This is a genomic window from Ruminococcus flavefaciens (assembly GCF_900116855.1).
GTDB classification, from domain to species: domain Bacteria; phylum Bacillota; class Clostridia; order Oscillospirales; family Ruminococcaceae; genus Ruminococcus; species Ruminococcus flavefaciens_R.
Genome location: NZ_UETD01000002.1, coordinates 54,744 through 72,858 on the forward strand (window position 1 = coordinate 54,744; position 18,115 = coordinate 72,858).

Annotated in this window: 15 protein-coding genes, 1 tRNA gene and 1 pseudogene; 15 read left to right on the plus strand and 2 right to left on the minus strand. The window is 44.6% G+C overall.

The window, feature by feature from the left end; genetic code table 11:
• Positions 1 to 3 precede the first annotated feature (3 nt).
• Together DSZ37_RS00280 and DSZ37_RS00285 are read right to left on the minus strand one after the other, a co-directional pair.
• Positions 4 to 288 carry a hypothetical protein gene (locus DSZ37_RS00280; protein ID WP_109724988.1) on the minus strand — a complete coding sequence of 95 codons (285 nt, stop codon included), beginning with the start codon at positions 286 to 288 and terminating at the stop codon, positions 4 to 6.
• A 17-nt stretch (positions 289 to 305) separates the two neighbouring features.
• Positions 306 to 566, minus strand: a complete 261-nt coding sequence (locus DSZ37_RS00285) for a hypothetical protein (protein ID WP_109724989.1) — start codon at positions 564 to 566, stop codon at positions 306 to 308.
• Between the two features lie 217 nt (positions 567 to 783).
• On the opposite strand from DSZ37_RS00285, the gene DSZ37_RS00290 reads away from it, so the two are divergent.
• The 15 genes and pseudogenes from DSZ37_RS00290 (at position 784) to DSZ37_RS00360 (ending at position 18,111) form a co-directional block, all read left to right on the plus strand.
• Positions 784 to 859: transfer RNA gene (locus DSZ37_RS00290), tRNA-Pro, on the plus strand.
• A gap of 132 nt (positions 860 to 991) precedes the next feature.
• The gene (locus DSZ37_RS00295) at positions 992 to 2,224 is read left to right on the plus strand and encodes a UTP--glucose-1-phosphate uridylyltransferase (protein ID WP_109724990.1); all 1,233 of its coding nucleotides are present in this window, start codon (positions 992 to 994) and stop codon (positions 2,222 to 2,224) included.
• 71 nt (positions 2,225 to 2,295) lie between these two features.
• A complete protein-coding gene (locus DSZ37_RS00300; protein ID WP_109724991.1) occupies positions 2,296 to 4,029 on the plus strand; it encodes an ABC transporter ATP-binding protein in 1,734 nt (577 codons plus the stop codon).
• Complete coding sequence (locus tag DSZ37_RS00305) at positions 4,022 to 5,761, plus strand: ABC transporter ATP-binding protein (protein WP_109724992.1); 1,740 nt, start codon at positions 4,022 to 4,024, stop codon at positions 5,759 to 5,761. The genes DSZ37_RS00300 and DSZ37_RS00305 overlap by 8 nt, the downstream gene beginning before the upstream one ends.
• A gap of 123 nt (positions 5,762 to 5,884) precedes the next feature.
• Positions 5,885 to 7,822, plus strand: a complete 1,938-nt coding sequence (locus DSZ37_RS00310) for an aconitate hydratase (RefSeq protein WP_109724993.1) — start codon at positions 5,885 to 5,887, stop codon at positions 7,820 to 7,822.
• 72 nt (positions 7,823 to 7,894) lie between these two features.
• Positions 7,895 to 9,106, plus strand: coding sequence for an NADP-dependent isocitrate dehydrogenase (locus DSZ37_RS00315; RefSeq protein WP_109724994.1), 1,212 nt, complete (start codon positions 7,895 to 7,897; stop codon positions 9,104 to 9,106).
• A gap of 21 nt (positions 9,107 to 9,127) precedes the next feature.
• A pseudogene (locus DSZ37_RS00320) lies at positions 9,128 to 9,774 on the plus strand (redox-sensing transcriptional repressor Rex).
• A gap of 517 nt (positions 9,775 to 10,291) precedes the next feature.
• Positions 10,292 to 11,668, plus strand: coding sequence for a class II fumarate hydratase (gene fumC / locus DSZ37_RS00325; RefSeq protein WP_109724995.1), 1,377 nt, complete (start codon positions 10,292 to 10,294; stop codon positions 11,666 to 11,668).
• Between the two features lie 23 nt (positions 11,669 to 11,691).
• Positions 11,692 to 12,489 (plus strand): CoB--CoM heterodisulfide reductase iron-sulfur subunit B family protein, encoded by a 798-nt coding sequence (locus DSZ37_RS00330; protein ID WP_109724996.1) that lies wholly within the window; start codon positions 11,692 to 11,694, stop codon positions 12,487 to 12,489.
• Positions 12,482 to 12,865: a 4Fe-4S dicluster domain-containing protein gene (locus DSZ37_RS00335; protein ID WP_109724997.1), complete on the plus strand. Its 384-nt coding sequence runs from the start codon at positions 12,482 to 12,484 to the stop codon at positions 12,863 to 12,865. The genes DSZ37_RS00330 and DSZ37_RS00335 overlap by 8 nt, the downstream gene beginning before the upstream one ends.
• A 15-nt stretch (positions 12,866 to 12,880) precedes the next feature.
• Positions 12,881 to 14,872, plus strand: a complete 1,992-nt coding sequence (locus DSZ37_RS00340; RefSeq protein ID WP_109724998.1) for a CoB--CoM heterodisulfide reductase iron-sulfur subunit A family protein — start codon at positions 12,881 to 12,883, stop codon at positions 14,870 to 14,872.
• Positions 14,863 to 15,309, plus strand: coding sequence for a hydrogenase iron-sulfur subunit (locus tag DSZ37_RS00345; protein WP_028520576.1), 447 nt, complete (start codon positions 14,863 to 14,865; stop codon positions 15,307 to 15,309). Before DSZ37_RS00340 ends, DSZ37_RS00345 begins: the two co-directional genes overlap by 10 nt.
• A complete protein-coding gene (locus DSZ37_RS00350; RefSeq protein WP_109724999.1) occupies positions 15,294 to 16,265 on the plus strand; it encodes a 4Fe-4S dicluster domain-containing protein in 972 nt (323 codons plus the stop codon). Before DSZ37_RS00345 ends, DSZ37_RS00350 begins: the two co-directional genes overlap by 16 nt.
• Positions 16,265 to 17,284: a 4Fe-4S dicluster domain-containing protein gene (locus DSZ37_RS00355; protein ID WP_109725000.1), complete on the plus strand. Its 1,020-nt coding sequence runs from the start codon at positions 16,265 to 16,267 to the stop codon at positions 17,282 to 17,284. The genes DSZ37_RS00350 and DSZ37_RS00355 overlap by 1 nt, the downstream gene beginning before the upstream one ends.
• On the plus strand, positions 17,284 to 18,111 hold the full coding sequence (locus DSZ37_RS00360) for an FAD/NAD(P)-binding protein (protein WP_109725001.1): 828 nt from the start codon (positions 17,284 to 17,286) through the stop codon (positions 18,109 to 18,111). The genes DSZ37_RS00355 and DSZ37_RS00360 overlap by 1 nt, the downstream gene beginning before the upstream one ends.
• Positions 18,112 to 18,115 lie beyond the last annotated feature (4 nt).

An 18,115-nucleotide genomic window follows, 5' to 3' on the forward strand; every position in this document is an offset into this window, starting at 1 on the left:
CACCTATCCGTTTCCGATGCAGAATAATCTGCAGAATTTTGAAAGTCTTTCACATACTCGGGCATAATGTTCAAGTGTAAGGCGTTTCAGCATGAAGTTTGCGTAAATAAAGCGTTGTGTATCTTCATCAAAAGCGTATATCGCAAAGAGGATGACCTCGTCATCGCCTATATCCTTTGCAGCTTCTGTCGCCATTTCCTGGTATTCATCAAATCTTTCCTCGATATCTGCGAGCTTGTAGAAACCGTGATATATAAAATCAATGTAAAGATCAATATCAGTATCCATAATACCTGCTCCTGCTTTTATTTATCTTTTTCATTATCAGATGATGTTTCATCTGAACGGCTGATTTTATTCTTTTTGACCTTGAAAGTAATGAAAGCCGAACATATAGCGGTAGCGATGAAAACAGCTATCATTATCAGGGCAGTAGTTCCTTTTGAGAAGCTTTCGCTTTTTTTCTCTTCGGCAGCAAATGCAACAGTTGCCGAAAAGAAAGCAGAAAAGATCGCAAATACAGCCGAAATAAAAAGCGAGCAGAAATAATTGTAATGCTTTTTCATGAGATCAGCTCCTTACTGAAAAGTATTATACCATATAAAGCATTATTTGTCCATAGAATTGAAAAACTAAAAAAATTTTTTTGAGCAATAAATGGCGTAAAACAGGCGAAAAAGGAATTGAAATAAAAAAATCTGAAATTTTTTTCAAAAAGCCCTTGACAAATTGCTTTATGGGTGATATAATTAATATCGTTGATTGCGGAGGACACAAAAACGTCTGGGTGTGGCGCAGTTGGTAGCGCGCTACCTTGGGGTGGTAGAGGCCGTGGGTTCAAGTCCCGTCACTCAGACCAGATGCAATCAGCATTACCCCAAAAATCCGATACTCGTTTGAGTATCGGATTTTTTTATACATTGACTAATATATAATGTTATGTTATAATATATTTCAGTAAATTGGCATTGCCATAATCAAGGAGGAGTTTATGATAGATCGCGATAAGGCATTTCGTATTCTGTCAGAAATCGGCCAGGAACATGTACTGAAATATTTTGATGAGCTTAACGAAACAGAGCAGAAGGAGCTTCTTTCTCAGATCGAAATAACAGATTTTTCAGTGCTTGAAAATCTGGCAGGCGACCATAACAGCGGGGGAGAACGCGGCAGTTTTGAACCTCTCGGTGCTGTTACGATCAAAGATATCGCTTCTGAAAGTGACAGATTTACTCAAACAGGAGTCGAGGCATTAAAAGCAGGAAAGGTGGCTGCTGTTCTTCTCGCAGGCGGTCAGGGCACAAGACTCGGATTTGATAAGCCTAAGGGTATGTTCAATATCGGAGTTGATACGGAACTGTACATTTTTCAGTGTCTGATAAATAATCTTATGGATGTTGTCAAGCTTGCAGGTGCATGGGTCCCTCTCTATATCATGACCAGCGAGAAAAACAACAGCGAGACGGTGGAATTTTTCAAAGAGAAGAATTATTTCGGATATGATCCTGCTTATATAAGGTTTTTTATCCAGGATATGGCTCCTTCTGTTGATACAAACGGTAAAATATTGATGGAAAGCCGTTCAAAGATATCGCTTTCACCCAATGGAAACGGAGGCTGGTTCTCGTCACTTGTCAGAGCAGGATTGCTTGATGAGATAAAGGAAAAAGGCGTTCAGTGGATCAATGTATTTGCAGTTGATAACGTGCTGCAAAGGATAGCTGATCCGAGTTTTATCGGTGCTGTTATCGATTCGGGGATGCAGTCAGGCGGAAAGGTCGTCAGCAAGGTATCTCCTGATGAGCGCGTAGGAGTTCTGTGCCTCGAGGACGGAATGCCCTCCATAGTAGAGTATTACGAAATGACCGAGGAAATGAGAACGCTTCTGGATGATAACAGAGAGCTTGCATACAAGTACGGAGTAATTCTCAATTATCTTTTTAACGTGGACAAGCTTGAGGAGATATGTGACAGAAAAATGCCTGTTCATGTTGTCAGCAAGAAGATCCCGTTTATGAATGATAACGGTGAGCTCGTAAAACCTGATTCTCCAAACGGATATAAATTTGAGACTCTTGTGCTTGATATGGTGCATATGCAGGATAGCTGTCTTCCTTATGAAGTTGTTCGGGACAAGGAATTCGCACCTGTTAAAAATGCAGAAGGTGTTGATTCGGTAGAGTCTGCAAGAAAACTGCTTCAGGCAAATGGAGTTAAAATATAAAATTACACAACACTCCCTTTGACAGGGAGTGTTGCTGTGTGTAAATGATTTTAATGGACGGAAGCGGTCGGATGAGAAGATTATTGAAATATCTGAAAAACTACAAAAAAGAACTTATACTCGGGCCTTTTTTTAAATTGCTCGAAGCTGTTTTTGAGCTTATCGTGCCTGTTGTAATGGCTAAGATAATAGATAATGGAATAGGGAACAGTGACAGCTCTTATATACTGAAAATGAGCGGGCTTATTGTTTTGCTTGGAGCCAGCGGCTTGTGTTTCGCTCTTACCTGCCAGTTTTTTGCGGCGAAATGTGCATACGGCTTTGGTACCGAGCTCAGAGCAGACCTTTATAAACATATTAATTCGCTTTCATATGAAAGCATTGACAAGATCGGAACCGCATCACTTGTGAACCGACTTACAAACGATACGAATACTGTTCAGAGCGGAGTAAATATGTTCATCCGGCTTGCTGTCAGAGCGCCTTTTCTTGTTATAGGCGCAGCTGTTATGGCTGTAACTATCGATGTAAAGCTTTCGCTCATATTCTTTATCGTTGCTCCGCTTATTTCTGCGGTCATCTTTATTATTATGAAAAAGACAGTTCCGATGTACAAAAGAACTCAGCAGTGCCTTGACAGGGCGTCGCTGCTTACTCGTGAAAGCCTCGAGGGAGCAAGAGTTATAAGAGCGTTTTCGCGTCAGCAGGAGGAGATCGATGAGTTCAAAGAGGCAGTGAACGATATCTCGGATAACTCCGTCGCAGTCGGAAAAATATCAGCTATTCTTAATCCTGTGGCGTTTATGGTAATGAATCTCGGAATCGTTGCTGTTATCTGGTTCGGCGGAAAGAGAATAGATATCGGCGGACTGACACAAGGAGAATTGACTGCTTTCACAAACTATATGACTCAGATACTTCTGGCTCTTGTGGTTCTGGCTAATCTTATTGTTATATTTACAAAAGCGTTTGCTTCAGCCAACCGCATCAGTGAGGTATTCGCTCTGCTTCCTGAGGAGGATGGAACTATCACCGAGATAAGCGAGAATAATGCTGCTGTTATAGAATTCCGCGATGTTTCGTTCTCATATGCAGGTGCGGGAGACTATTCTCTCAGAAATATCAGCTTTTCTGTTAAAAAAAGGCAAATGCTCGGGATCATCGGAGGAACGGGATGCGGAAAGACCACACTTGCCAACCTTATTCCCTGCTTTTATCGCGCAACTGAGGGAACAGTCAGTGTTTTCGGAGTAAATGTCAATGATATTGAGAATGAAAAGCTTCGGCGCATGATCAGCACAGTTCCCCAGAAGGCTATACTTTTTTCGGGAACTATACGCGATAATATGAAGTGGAGAACTCCGGATGCCACAGATGAGGAGATAATATCGGCATTAAAAACAGCGCAGGCATGGGATTTTGTGAGCAGCACTCCTGACGGGCTTGATACCGTTCTTTCACAGGGCGGAAAGAATCTCTCGGGCGGACAGAAGCAGCGTATATCTATTGCAAGAGCTCTTGTAGGCGCTCCCGATATCGTCATTTTCGACGATTCCACAAGCGCTCTTGACTACAAGACTGATCTTGCTTTCAGACGCGCATTGAGCGAAGACCTGCCGGATACTACTGTCATAATGATCTCTCAGAGAACTACTTCTCTGAAAAACGCAGACAAGATAATAGTCATGGACGAGGGCGAGGCGGTAGGTATAGGTACGCACGATGAATTAGTCCGCGGCTGTGAGGTATATAATGAGATATATAAGTCTCAGATGAACGAGAAGGGGGGCGGCAATAATGGTTAAAACTTTAAAGAGAGTTTTTTCGTATGCAGGTCCGTATATGAAGTATTTCATTATGACGCTTGTATTTGCAGCCCTTGGAGTTTCGCTTTCTCTTGCAGTTCCTGTTTTTATCGGTGAAGCTGTTGACTGCTGTATCGGGAAAGGAGCAGTTGACTTTCATAAACTGACGAAGATCATTACTCTGCTCGCTTCTATGGTTGTGGCAAGCACTCTGTTTCAGTGGCTTATGAGTCTTTGCACAAACAAATTGGCCTTTTTGACGATAAGAGACATCAGATCAGACATCTTCTGCAAGCTGGAGCGTGTTCCTCTCAGATATATAGACGGGCACACAAAGGGTGAGCTTACAAGCCGCGTGATCAATGATATAGAGATAATCTCAGATGGTCTTCTGCAAGGATTTACCCAGTTTTTCAGCGGTATAATCACAATTATCGGAACGCTTGTTTTTATGATGGTGATAAATTACCGAATAGCCATAGTTGTTGTTATCCTGACGCCTCTCTCCTTTATTGCAGCGTCGAAGATCACAAAGGCGTCCCATGATTCTTACATGAAGCAGTCAAAACTGCGCGGAGAAATGGTGGGGCTTGCCGAAGAAATGGCTGGAAACCAGAAGATAGTTAAGGCGTTTGTTTATGGTAAAAGGGCTGAAGCACGTTTCGATGTGATAAATAAGGCTTACGGGGATATCGGTGCTAAGGCTACATTTTTCAGTTCCATGACAAATCCGACTACCAGATTTGTTAACGGTCTTATTTATGCAGCGGTCGGACTTCTCGGTGCTCTCGGTGTAGTGGGAAAGTTCCCTGTTATCGGTGCCATGACCGTTGGTAAGCTTTCAAGCTTTCTGGCGTATTCAAACCAGTACACAAAGCCTTTCAACGAAATATCAGGAGTTTTTGCCGAGCTGCAGAATGCTGTAGCCTCTGCGGAGCGAGTTTTTGCCGTACTTGATGAAGAAGAAGTATCTGATGATTCTGATAAGGCTGTTCTTGACAGTTGTGACGGAACTCTGAGATTTTCGGATGTTTTCTTCTCGTATTCTTCCGAAACAAAACTTATAGAGAACTTCACACTTGACGTTAAAAGCGGTCAGCGTATAGCAATAGTTGGTCCGACGGGCTGCGGCAAGTCCACTATAATCAATCTTCTGCTGAGATTTTATGATATTGACAGCGGAAGGATCGAGATATCGGGCAGAAATATCAATGACGTTACCCGTGACAGCCTGCGAAGCTGTTTTGGCATGGTACTTCAGGAAACATGGATATTTACCGGAACGGTTGCCGAAAATATAGCCTACGGAGCTCCCGATGCCACAAGAGAGCAGATCATCGCAGCCGCTAAATCTGTATATGCTCACGGATTTATAAAGAGACTTCCCGACGGGTATGATACGGTCATCAATGAGGACTGCGGACTTTCGCAAGGACAGAAACAGCTTATATGTATAGCAAGGATTATGCTTATGGATCCGCCTGTGCTTATCCTTGACGAGGCTACAAGCTCAATTGATCTGCGAACCGAGCTTCGTGTACAAAGAGCGTTCACAAAGCTTATGGAGGGGCGTACAAGCTTTGTTATTGCTCACAGATTGTCAACCATAAAGAATTCCGACGTTATTCTTGTTATGAAGCATGGTAATATAATCGAGCAGGGCAGCCATGATCAGCTTCTTGCCGAGGGCGGCTTCTATGCCGAGCTTTACAATAGTCAGTTTGCATCATGAAAAAAAGGCTTCTGCGGAAGCCTTTTTATATAACATAAAAATACTTTGTTTAATTCTTGACAAACTGAGTAAAATGTTGTACAATTAAAATGTATTCTTATGTATTGAAAGGAATGATCTTCAATGGGTTTAACTTTAACTGAAAAGATCCTCAGAGCGCACCTTGTTGACGGTGAATATGTGAAGGGACAGGAGATCGGTATCCGTATCGATCAGACTCTTACACAGGATGCAACAGGTACAATGGCATACCTCGAGTTCGAGGCTATCGGTGTGCCTCGTGTAAAGACCGAGCGCTCGGTCGCTTACATAGATCACAATACTCTCCAGAACGGCTTCGAGAACGCAGATGACCACAGATTTATCGGAAGTGTTGCCAAGAAGCATGGAATTTACTTCTCTCGTCCCGGTAACGGTATCTGCCATCAGGTACATCTGGAACGCTTCGGTATCCCCGGAAAGACACTTATCGGTTCTGACAGCCATACTCCCACAGGCGGCGGTATCGGTATGATCGCTATTGGTGCAGGCGGACTTGATGTTGCTGTTGCTATGGGCGGCGGTGCTTATTATATTACCTGTCCTAAGGTAGTTAAAGTTGAACTCACAGGAAAGCTTCAGCCGTGGGTTGCTGCCAAGGATGTTATCCTTGAAGTTCTGAGAAGAATGTCTGTAAAGGGCGGCGTAGGCAAGGTCATCGAGTATTGCGGCGAAGGCGTAAAGACACTTTCTGTTCCCGAGAGAGCAACTATCACAAATATGGGCGCAGAGCTCGGAGCAACAACATCTGTATTCCCCTCGGATGAGATCACAAAACAGTTCCTCAAGGCTCAGAAGCGTGAAGAAGTATGGACTCCTCTTGCAGCTGATCCTGACGCTGTTTACGATGAAGAGCTCCACATTGATCTGAGTAAGCTCGTTCCTCTGGCAGCCTGTCCTCATTCGCCTGACAATGTAAAGAGCGTTGAGGAGATCGGCAGACTGAAAATAGATCAGGTTTGCATCGGTTCTTGTACAAACTCTTCACTCCTTGATATGCTCAAGGTAGCTCATATCTTAAAGGGAAAGACTGTTAATCCCGATGTTTCGCTTGCTATCGCTCCCGGTTCCAAGCAGGTACTCAATATGCTGGCTCAGAACGGCGCACTTTCTATTCTTATCGATGCAGGTGCAAGAATTCTCGAAAGTGCTTGCGGTCCTTGTATCGGTATGGGACAGTCTCCTAACTCAAAGGGTATCTCTCTCCGTACCTTCAACAGAAACTTTGAAGGGCGCTCAGGCACAAAGGACGGACAGATTTACCTTGTATCTCCTGAAATGGCAGCAGTTTCTGCTCTTACAGGTTATCTCACCGATCCCAGAGAGCTTGGCGATATGCCTGACTTCAAGCTTCCCGAGGAATTTGTTATCAATGATAATATGATAGTTCCTCCTGTATCTGAGGCTGAGATGGACAGCGTTGAGATACTCCGCGGACCCAACATCAAGCCTTATCCCGAGACTTCACCTCTCCTTGAGACTATTGACGCTCCTGTGTCACTCAAGGTAGGAGACAATATAACAACAGACCACATCATGCCCGCAGGTGCAAAGATACTTCCTCTCCGTTCAAATATCCCGAAGATCTCGCAGCACTGCTTCGCTGTATGTGATGAGAGCTTCCCTGAGAGAGCAAAATCACTCGGCAAGAGCATTATCGTAGGCGGTTCAAACTACGGACAGGGATCATCCAGAGAGCACGCTGCACTTGCTCCTCTTTACCTTGGCGTAAAGGCTGTTCTGGTAAAGTCATTCGCAAGAATCCACCGTGCTAACCTTATAAATGCAGGTATACTTCCTCTGACTTTTGTTAACGAGGCTGATTACGACAGCATTGCTCAGGGCGATGAGCTCGTTCTTGCTGATGTAAGAAAGGCAGTAGAAGAAGGAAAGTCTGAGCTTACAGTTGTAAACAAGACTAACGGCAAGGAGATACCTGTACTCTGTGAGCTTTCAGGACGTACAAAGGACATCATGCTTGCCGGCGGACTTCTTGATTATACAAGAGAGTCCATGAAGTAATACAGCGATATATTATCTATAATTCAAATGCACTTTTAATACCCTGTTGAAGTACAAAGGAGGTACAATCCAATGGCTAAAATAACCATGAAAACTCCTCTCGTTGAGATGGACGGCGACGAGATGACAAGAATCCTCTGGCAGTGGATCAAGGAAACTCTTCTTGAACCATATGTGGAGCTTAATACAGAATACTATGATCTCGGTCTCAAGCACAGAGAAGAGACTAAGGATCAGGTAACAATAGACTCTGCCGAAGCTACAAAGAAATACGGTGTAGCAGTAAAGTGTGCAACTATCACACCTAACGCTGCAAGAATGCCTGAGTACAACCTTACTCAGATGTGGAAGTCTCCTAACGGAACTATCCGTGCAGCTCTTGATGGCACTGTTTTCCGTACTCCTATTATCGTAAAGGGTATCGAGCCCTACATTCCCACATGGACAAAGCCTATCACAATTGCACGTCACGCATATGGCGATGTTTACAAGAATACAGAGATGCGCGTAAGCAAGGGCAGCAAGGCTGAGCTTGTCGTAACAGATGAAAACGGCAATGAGACCCGTGAACTCATCCATGACTTCACAAAGTGCGACGGTATCATTCAGGGACTCCACAACCTTGATGCTTCTATCGCAGGCTTTGCAAGAGCTTGCCTTAACTACGGTCTTGATCTCAAGCAGGATGTGTGGTTCGCTTCAAAGGACACTATCTCCAAGAAGTATGATCACCGCTTCAAGGATATCTTCCAGGAGATCTACGATAATGAGTACAAGGAGAAGTACGAAGCAGCCGGCATCGAATACTTCTATACACTTATCGATGATGCAGTTGCAAGAGTTATACGTTCAAACGGCGGATATATCTGGGCTTGTAAGAACTATGACGGCGACGTAATGTCTGATATGGTATCCACAGCTTACGGAAGTCTTGCTATGATGACTTCTGTACTTGTTTCTCCTGACGGAATTTATGAGTATGAAGCTGCTCATGGTACTGTTCAGCGTCATTACTATAAGTATCTGAAGGGTGAGGAGACATCTACCAACTCTGTTGCAACGATCTTTGCATGGAGCGGTGCTCTCAGGAAGAGAGGAGAGCTTGACGGAACTCCTGAGCTCTGCGACTTTGCAGATAAGCTTGAAAAGGCTACAATACAGACTATTGAGGAAGGCGTTATGACAGGCGATCTTTACCTTATCTCAAAGCTGGACAACAAGAAGAAGGTTGATTCAAAGACTTTCCTTGACGAGATAAAGGTCAGACTCGACAAATTAATGTGATAAGAGAGAAGGCATAGAACAATGTCAAAAAACTCAATATCCAACTCTGTCATAAGAAGGCTTCCAAGGTATTACCGCTTTCTCGGCGAGCTTGAGAACAACGGATATGTCCGCATATCTTCAAGAGAGCTTTCTGAGAAATGGGACTTACCGCTTCGCAGATAAGGCAGGATTTTAATTGCTTTGGCGAGTTTGGTCAGCAGGGATACGGCTATAATGTCAGCGATCTCAGAATGGAGATCGGAAAGATACTTGGTCTTGACAAGCAGACACCTATGATTCTTCTGGGTGCAGGAAATCTCGGAAAGGCTATAGCTGCGCATATTGACTTCCATAACAAAGGATTTGATCTTATTGGCGCATTCGATATCAATGAAGAACTCATTGGCAAGGAGATAGGCGAGCTCAAGGTCAGAAGCGTTGATGAGCTGAGTTCTTTTTGTGCTGAAAACAAACCTGTTGCCGCCATACTCTGTGTACCGATGCAGGCAGCTGAAAAGCTTGCGAATACGCTTATAAGCTGCGGCATAAAGGCTTTCTGGAATTTTACACACTATGACCTTAAAGTTGCTCACAAGGGTGTGGCTGTCGAAAACGTCCACCTCGGTGACAGTCTGACAACTCTTTCGTATTGTTTAAACAACATTGAAGGAGCTGAAAAAGAGTAATTTTGAAACGGAACAGCAGTTGCTGTTCCGTTTTTTATGTTTGAAAGTGTGAAAAAATTATCAATGTTTATAGAGCTACATATATAGGATTATATATTAGCATTCTAAAAATGCATATATTTTTCGGCTGCATTATTGCTTCGCCAAGAAGATGACGACTCGCTTTTTCTTCGTTTGTTTGTCCTGCGCAAATACTGCTGTTTGGTAATAATCAGTATAAAAACAAGGGACATTAGAGCTTTGTAAGTCAAATGCAACAAAAAAATGACCAACTGTTCTGAAATAAATGTACGCAACAAAAATGTGATATAAAAACAAATATATCATTTTTATATTACAGCATCAGAGGATGGATATATCATTGTTAATTATATATCAATATCAGAATAGCGATATTCTGAAACTGAATTTGAATTTATCCTGAGTTACTGGTATACTTATAATGTATAGAAATGTTGAAACAGGTGTTATTGCGCCGAAAGGCGTGATATACCAAGCGTCAGGGGAGAGGATATATATGGATTATCGTATCGAACATGATTCTATGGGCGAAGTTAAGGTTCCTGCCGATAAGTACTGGGCTGCCCAGACCGAAAGAAGCCATGAGAATTTTCTTATTGGCGTCGGTATTGAAACTATGCCAAGAGAGATCACTCACGCCTTCGGCATTCTCAAGAAGGCTGCAGCTCTTTCTAATCACGAGCTGAAGCCAGAAAGAATGACCGACAAAAAGCTTGATGCTATATCTCAGGCTTGTGACGAAGTGATCAGCGGGTCTCTCAATGACCATTTTCCACTTGTTGTATGGCAGACAGGCAGCGGCACTCAGTCAAACATGAATGCCAATGAAGTTATTGCCAACAGAGGAAATGAGATCGCAGGCGAAAAGCTTCTCCATCCAAACGATGACATTAATATGAGTCAGTCGTCTAATGACACTTTCCCTACTGCTATGCATATCGCAGCAGTTGTTGCTCTTGAAGATAAGGTCATTCCTGCTGTTGATACATTGATCGATACCTTCAAGAGACTTGAAGCGGAGAATGAGGGTATAGTCAAGAGTGGAAGAACTCATCTTCAGGATGCCACTCCCATTAAATTCTCTCAGGAGATAAGCGGCTGGAGAGCATCTCTTGAAAAAGACAGAAAGATGATACTTTCTGCTTGCAATGAGCTTAAAGAGCTTGCTCTTGGCGGCACAGCTGTCGGAACAGGTCTGAATGCTCCCAAGGGCTTTGCCGAAAAGGCTGCTGAAAATATCAGTAAGCTGACAGGTAAGAAGTTTATCACTTCTCCCAATAAATTCCATTCACTCACCTCAAAGGATGAGATCGTGTTCGCTCATGGAGCTCTCAAGGCTCTTGCTGCTGATATGATGAAGATAGCAAATGATGTAAGATGGCTTGCATCGGGGCCCAGAGACGGTCTTGGCGAGATATTTATTCCCGAGAATGAGCCGGGTTCATCTATCATGCCGGGAAAGGTCAACCCTACACAATGTGAGCAGGTAACAATGGTGGCTGTTCAGGTTATGGGCAATGATGTTGCAGTCGGCATGGCGGCTTCGCAGGGCAACTTTGAACTGAACGTGTTCATGCCTGTGTGTGCATATAATTTTCTTCAGTCCGCAAGACTTCTTGCTGAGTCTATTACGTCCTTCAACAAAAACTGTGCGGTAGGAATAAAGGCGAACAAGGAGAAAATGCATCATAACCTTTACAATTCCCTTATGCTTGTTACAGCTCTCAATCCCTATATCGGATATGAGAATGCTGCAAAGACTGCTAAAAAAGCATTCAAGGACAATGTTTCTCTGAAGGAAGCTTGTGTTGAACTTGGTTTTCTCACTGCCGAGAAGTTCGATGAAGTCTTCCACCCCGAAGAAATGGTTTGATAAATACGAAAGGAAGCGTACATATGGAAACTTTTACCTACTACCCTGGCTGTACGCTGAGAACAAAAGCAAAAGACCTTGATACATACGCAAGGTCTTCTGCCGAAGCTCTCGGTATCAATCTTGAGGAGCCTGCTGACTGGCAGTGCTGCGGCGGTGCTTACACAACAGCGAAAGATGAGATCGCGACCAAGCTTTCAGCTGTAAGAACGCTCAATTCAGCCAAGATGAACAGCAGACCTCTTATCACAGTCTGTTCAGCCTGTCATAACGTTATAAAGCAGACCAATTATGATATTCTCCATGACGAGGAGATGGCTTCTAAGGTCAATAATTATTTAAAGCTTGATGAGCCGTATAACGGTGAGACCACTGTTTATCACTATCTTGAGATGCTCCGAGATGTTGTTGGCTTTGATAACCTTGCACAGAAGGTAGTCAATCCGTTCAAGGGCAAAAAGATAGCTGCTTACTACGGATGTCTCCTGCTCCGTCCGTCAAAGGCGCTTGCAATGGACGATCCCGAAAATCCTTCTATCATGGAAGATTTTATAAAGGCTATCGGAGGAACTCCTGTTATATACGCTCAGAGAAACGAGTGCTGCGGCGGATATATCACTCTTGAGGACAAGGATCAGGCAGCTAAAAGAAGCAATGCTGTAATGCGTTCTGCCGCAGATCAGGGAGCTGATATGGTCATCACAGCCTGTCCTCTCTGCTTGTATAATCTGAAAAAGAGCTCGGGCTCCGAGCTTCCTGTTTACTACTTTACCGAGCTTCTTGCAGAAGCTCTTGGCGTGAAGGAGGAAAGCAATGAATAAGAATTTAAAGGAACAGGTGCTTCGCGCCAGCGGAGTAAACGTTCTGAAGTGTATGCGCTGCGGCAAATGCTCAGGCACCTGCCCTTCATATGACGAGATGGAGTATCATCCTCATCAGTTCGTTTACATGGTCGAACGCGGTGACATAGAGACTTTGATGAATTCAAAGTCCATATACAAATGTCTGACTTGCTTTGCCTGTGTTGACAGATGTCCCCGTAATGTTGAGCCTGCGAAGGTCGTTGAGGCTGTAAGGCTTGCGGCTGTACGTCAGCAGGGCAATAACCATATGAATCCCAATCAGATACCTGAAATGCTTGATGACGATCTGCCTCAGCAGGCTATCGTAACAGCTTTCAGAAAGTACATTAAGTAAGGAGGAGATCACACTATGCAGAGAATAGGCGTTTTCGTCTGTCATTGCGGAACGAATATCGCTGCAACAGTAGATGTCAAGACTGTTGCGGAAACTCTTGGTCATGAGCCGGGCGTGGTCATCTCTCAGGATTACCAGTATATGTGCTCTGAATCGGGACAGAATCTTGTAAAGAATGCGATCAAGGAACATAACCTCACAGGTATCGTTATCTGTTCATGTTCTCCGAGAATGCATGAAAATACATTCAGAAAGGCTGCGGCGGCAGCAGGACTTAACCCTTATCTTGTTGAGATCGCCAACATCCGTGAGCAGTGTTCATGGATACACAAGGATATAGCAACTGCAACAGATAAGGCTATAATCCTCGGCAAGGCTGCCATTGCTAAGGTACACCTCAACGCTCCTCTTACAGCTGGTGAGAGCCCTGTTGCGAAGAGAGCTCTCGTTATCGGCGGCGGTATCGCAGGTATACAGACTGCTCTTGATATCGCAGAGGCTGGCTTTGACGTTGACATCGTTGAGAAGCAGCCTACTATCGGCGGTAAGATGGCTCAGATAGATAAGACTTTTCCGACACTTGACTGTGCTGCTTGTATACTTACCCCTAAGATGGTTGAAGCTTCACAGAATGAGCATATAACTATTCATTCTTTCAGTGAAGTTACCGATGTAAAGGGCTTTGTTGGAAACTTTACAGTTACTATCAAGAAAAAGGCACGTTATGTCGATGAGACCAAGTGTACGGGCTGTGGTCTTTGTACCGAAAAATGTCCCATGAAAAAAGTTCCCAACGAATTCAATATGGGACTGGATAACAGAACAGCAGTTTATATCCCGTTTGCTCAGGCAGTTCCAAAGGTAGCGACTATTGACCCCAACTACTGCATGATGCTCAAGAACGGAAAGTGCGGTGTCTGCTCAAAGGTATGCTCTGTGGGAGCTATCGACTACAAGCAGCAGGATCGCTTCATCGAGCAGAAGTATGGTGCTATCGTTGTTGCTACAGGCTTCAATCCTATCAAGCTGGATAAGTATGATGAATTTGCATATAATCAATGTCCTGACGTCGTTACTTCTCTGGAGCTTGAGCGTCTCATGAACGCTGCAGGTCCTAACGGCGGTACACTTCTTCGTCCTTCCGATAAGACACATCCTCACAAGATAGTATTTGTTCAGTGTGTCGGTTCAAGATGCGACGACAGCAAGGGAAAGCCCTACTGCTCAAAGATATGCTGTATGTACACTGCTAAACACGCAATGCTTATCCGTGAGAAATATCCGGATACAGAAGTGTATGTATTCTACATAGATGTTCGTACACCCGGAAAGAACTTCGATGAGTTCTACCGCCGTGCGGTTGAGCAGTACAACGTTCACTACATCAAGGGAATGGTTGGTAAAGTCACACCTCGTTCAGACGGAAAGATAGATGTTCAGGCTTCTGACCTTCTTGCAAATGAACAGCTTCATATCGATGCTGATATGGTAGTTCTTGCAGCAGCTATCGAGCCTGACAAGACAGCTCGTCCTCTTGCAACTATGCTTACAACTCAGATGGATACCAATGACTTCTTTACTGAAGCTCATCCAAAGCTTCGTCCTGTAGAGAGCGCTACGGCAGGTATATTCCTTTCAGGTGCTTGTCAGGGGCCGAAGGATATCCCCGAGACAGTAGCTCAGGCAAGTGCGGCAGCTGCAAAGGCTATCGGTCTTCTTGTGAAGAACAGCATAACCTGCAATCCTTGCGTTGCTCATTCAAATGAGCTTATGTGCAACGGCTGCTCATCCTGTGAAAAGGTTTGTCCCTACGGAGCTATCACATACGAGGATAAGGAGTTCAGAATGCCAGACAGAACAACAGCTATTCGTCGCGTTGCAAGTGTTAACCCTGCGGTATGTCAGGGCTGCGGCGCTTGTACGGTAGCTTGTCCGTCGGGAGCTATGGATCTCAACGGTTTCTCTAACAGTCAGATAATGGCGGAGGTAGACGCAATATGCAAGTAAATGAGAATAAAGAGTTTGAACCGCTGATCGTTGCCTTCTGCTGTAACTGGTGTTCTTACGCAGGAGCCGATCTTTCGGGAACCAACAGACTTAACTATCCTACAAATGTAAAGATAATCAGAGTACCCTGCTCATGCAGAGTAAATCCAATGTTCATTCTGAGAGCCTTCCAGCGCGGTGCTGACGGAGTCATCCTCTGCGGCTGCCATCCGGGAGACTGTCACTATACCTCAGGCAACTACTTCACGAGAAGAAGAATGACTCTTCTGTTCAGTATGCTTGATTTCCTCGGAATAGAGCGCGACAGAACAAGAGTTGAATGGGTATCGGCTGCCGAGGGAGCTAAATTCGCGGCTACTATGAACGAGTTTACAGAAGCAGTAAAGAAGCTCGGACCTAACCGCAGACTGGAGGATCTACGATGCAGGAAGCAATGATAAACAGAGCCAAACAGCTTCTGGCTGACGGCACCGTAAACCGTGTCATCGGCTGGAAGAGGGGAGAGTTCGTATACGATGTTACTCCCGCAATTTTTGAAACAGCTGAAGAGCTTGACGCTGAATTCGTTTATGACGATTTTACAGCAGCAAATGTTTCAAAGTATCTCGTAAAAGAGAGCAGGAAGGAAGGCAAGATACTTGCTTTTCTGAAGCCTTGTGATACATACAGCTTCAATCAGCTTACCAAAGAGCACAGAGTTGTTCGCGATAACGTTTATATCATCGGAATTCCCGGCGGTCCGAAGCTTGATGCTGAAAAGATAAAGGCAAAGGGGATCACAGGAATACTCGGAGCGAAAAACGATAACGGTACACTTGTAATAGATACCCTCTATGGTGAGGAGAAAATGCCCTATTATGAAGCGCTCAGCACAAAGTGTGAGAGCTGTAAGAGCAAAAAACATGTTGTATATGATGAGCTGATCGGCGAAGACGGAGATGTCCTCGAATCAAACCGTTTCGATATGGTAGAGAAGCTTGAGAATATGTCTGCTCAGGAGAGATATGACTTCTGGAGAGAACAGCTTTCAAAGTGTATTCGCTGCAACGCCTGCAGAAATGTCTGTCCTGCCTGCACTTGCGAAAAGTGCGTGTTCGATAATCCTGACTCGGGCGTTGAGAACAAGGCACCTGCTGACAGCTTTGAGGAGAATATGTTCCATATAATCCGTGCATTCCATGTTGCGGGAAGATGTACGGACTGCGGCGAGTGTTCAAGAGTTTGTCCTCAGAATATACCGCTGCATCTGCTCAACAGAAAGTTTATCAAGGATATCAATTCTCTGTACGGCAACTATCAGGCAGGTGAGGATACTACCTCAAGAGCTCCTCTTAATGATTACAAGACCGATGACTGTGAAGCAAGTATCGTTCATGAAAGGGGAGTTGAGTAATGCTGAAAATATCACTTGATAAGTTAGATGAACTCTTTGAGGCTATCTCAGCTTCTCAGACTCTGTATATCCCCACAGACCGTGAGGACGGTTCGGCTGAATACAGAAAGTATGAGAGCGGCATGAAGCTTAGCAGCGCTCTTAATACCGTAAGAAGTGCAAAGGATTTCTTCTTCCCGCAGACAGAGAACCTTGTTGACTTCAAAATGGAAGGCAAGAATATCGAAGTCATTGATATACGCAAGGAATCTGAGGATTTTGTGATCTTCGGCGTCCGTGCCTGTGATGCAAGAAGCTTCACTATTCTTGACAAGGTATTTCTCGCAGAGCCTGTTGACAGCTACTACAAGACACGCCGCGAGCACGGTACTGTAGTAACTATGGCTTGCACACGTCCTTCCGAGACCTGCTTCTGCGGAGTTTTCGGCATAGACGCTACAGCTCCCGAGGGCGACGCTGCCTGCTGGAGCGACGGTGAGAGCATTTTCTTTGAAGCTCACAACGATAAGGGTCAGAAGTTCATCGACTCTGTCTCATCTCTGCTTGAGGAGGGCGATACCGCAAAGCTGGATGAGACTCGCGAAAAGACCAGAGCTATCCTCAAAAAGCTTCCTCTTGCAGGGCTTTCTACCGAGTCTTTCGGCGGAGACCGCATGATGGAGCATTTCAACTCAGAAAAATGGGGAGAGCTTTCCGAGAGCTGTCTTGGCTGCGGAACCTGTACTTTCGTATGCCCCACCTGTCAGTGCTATGATATCAAGGATTTCAACACAGGTCACGGTATAAAGCGTTTCCGCTGCTGGGATTCATGTATGTATTCTGATTTCACTAAGATGGCTCACGGTAATCCAAGACTTACTCAGCTTGAGCGTTTCCGTCAGAGATTTATGCACAAGCTTGTATATTTCCCTGCAAATAATAACGGTGAATTCGGCTGTGTAGGCTGCGGAAGATGCTTGTCCAAGTGTCCGATTTCCATGAACATCGTCAAGGTAATGAAAGCATTGGAGGTAAAGTGATGAATAATGATACATTGATACCTTACATAGGAGTAGTTACCGATATAAGACAGGATACTCCCGACGTAAAGACCTTCAGAGTGGTTTCTCCCGAGGGCGGCAAGGTTTTCGAGCATATGCCCGGGCAGTGTGCTATGCTCTCTATCCCCGGCGTCGGCGAGGGTATGTTTTCAATAACTTCTTCTCCTACAAATAAGGAATTTATGGAGTTCAGCATAAAGAAGTGCGGCTGCCTTACAACATGGCTTCACGCTATGGACGTAGGTCAGCAGATAACTATCCGCGGACCTTACGGAAATCATTTTCCCGTTGAAACAGACCTCAAGGGCAAGGATCTTCTGTTTATCGCAGGCGGTATCGGACTTGCTCCGCTCCGTTCGGTTATCAATTATGTCCGCGATAATCGTTCTGATTACGGCGATGTGCAGATAGTTTACGGTTCACGTTCAAAGGATGACCTTGTTGATTACAAGGAGATCATTGACGAGTGGATGGCTGATGACGGTATTGAGGTGAACCTTACTATCGACAATCCTCAGGAGGGCTGGGACGGTCATGTCGGATTTGTTCCGAATTACGTCAAGGAGCTCAATCCTTCGATCAACAAAACAGTTCTTATATGCGGACCTCCTATAATGATCAAGTTTACTCTGGCAGGGCTTAAAGAGCTCGGCTTTACAGAGACTCAGGTTTATACAACTATGGAGCTTCGCATGAAGTGTGCTGTAGGAAAATGCGGACGCTGCAATATCGGCAGCAAGTACGTCTGCAAGGACGGACCTGTTTTCCGCTTTGATCAGCTCGATGAGCTGCCTGATGAATATTAAGGAG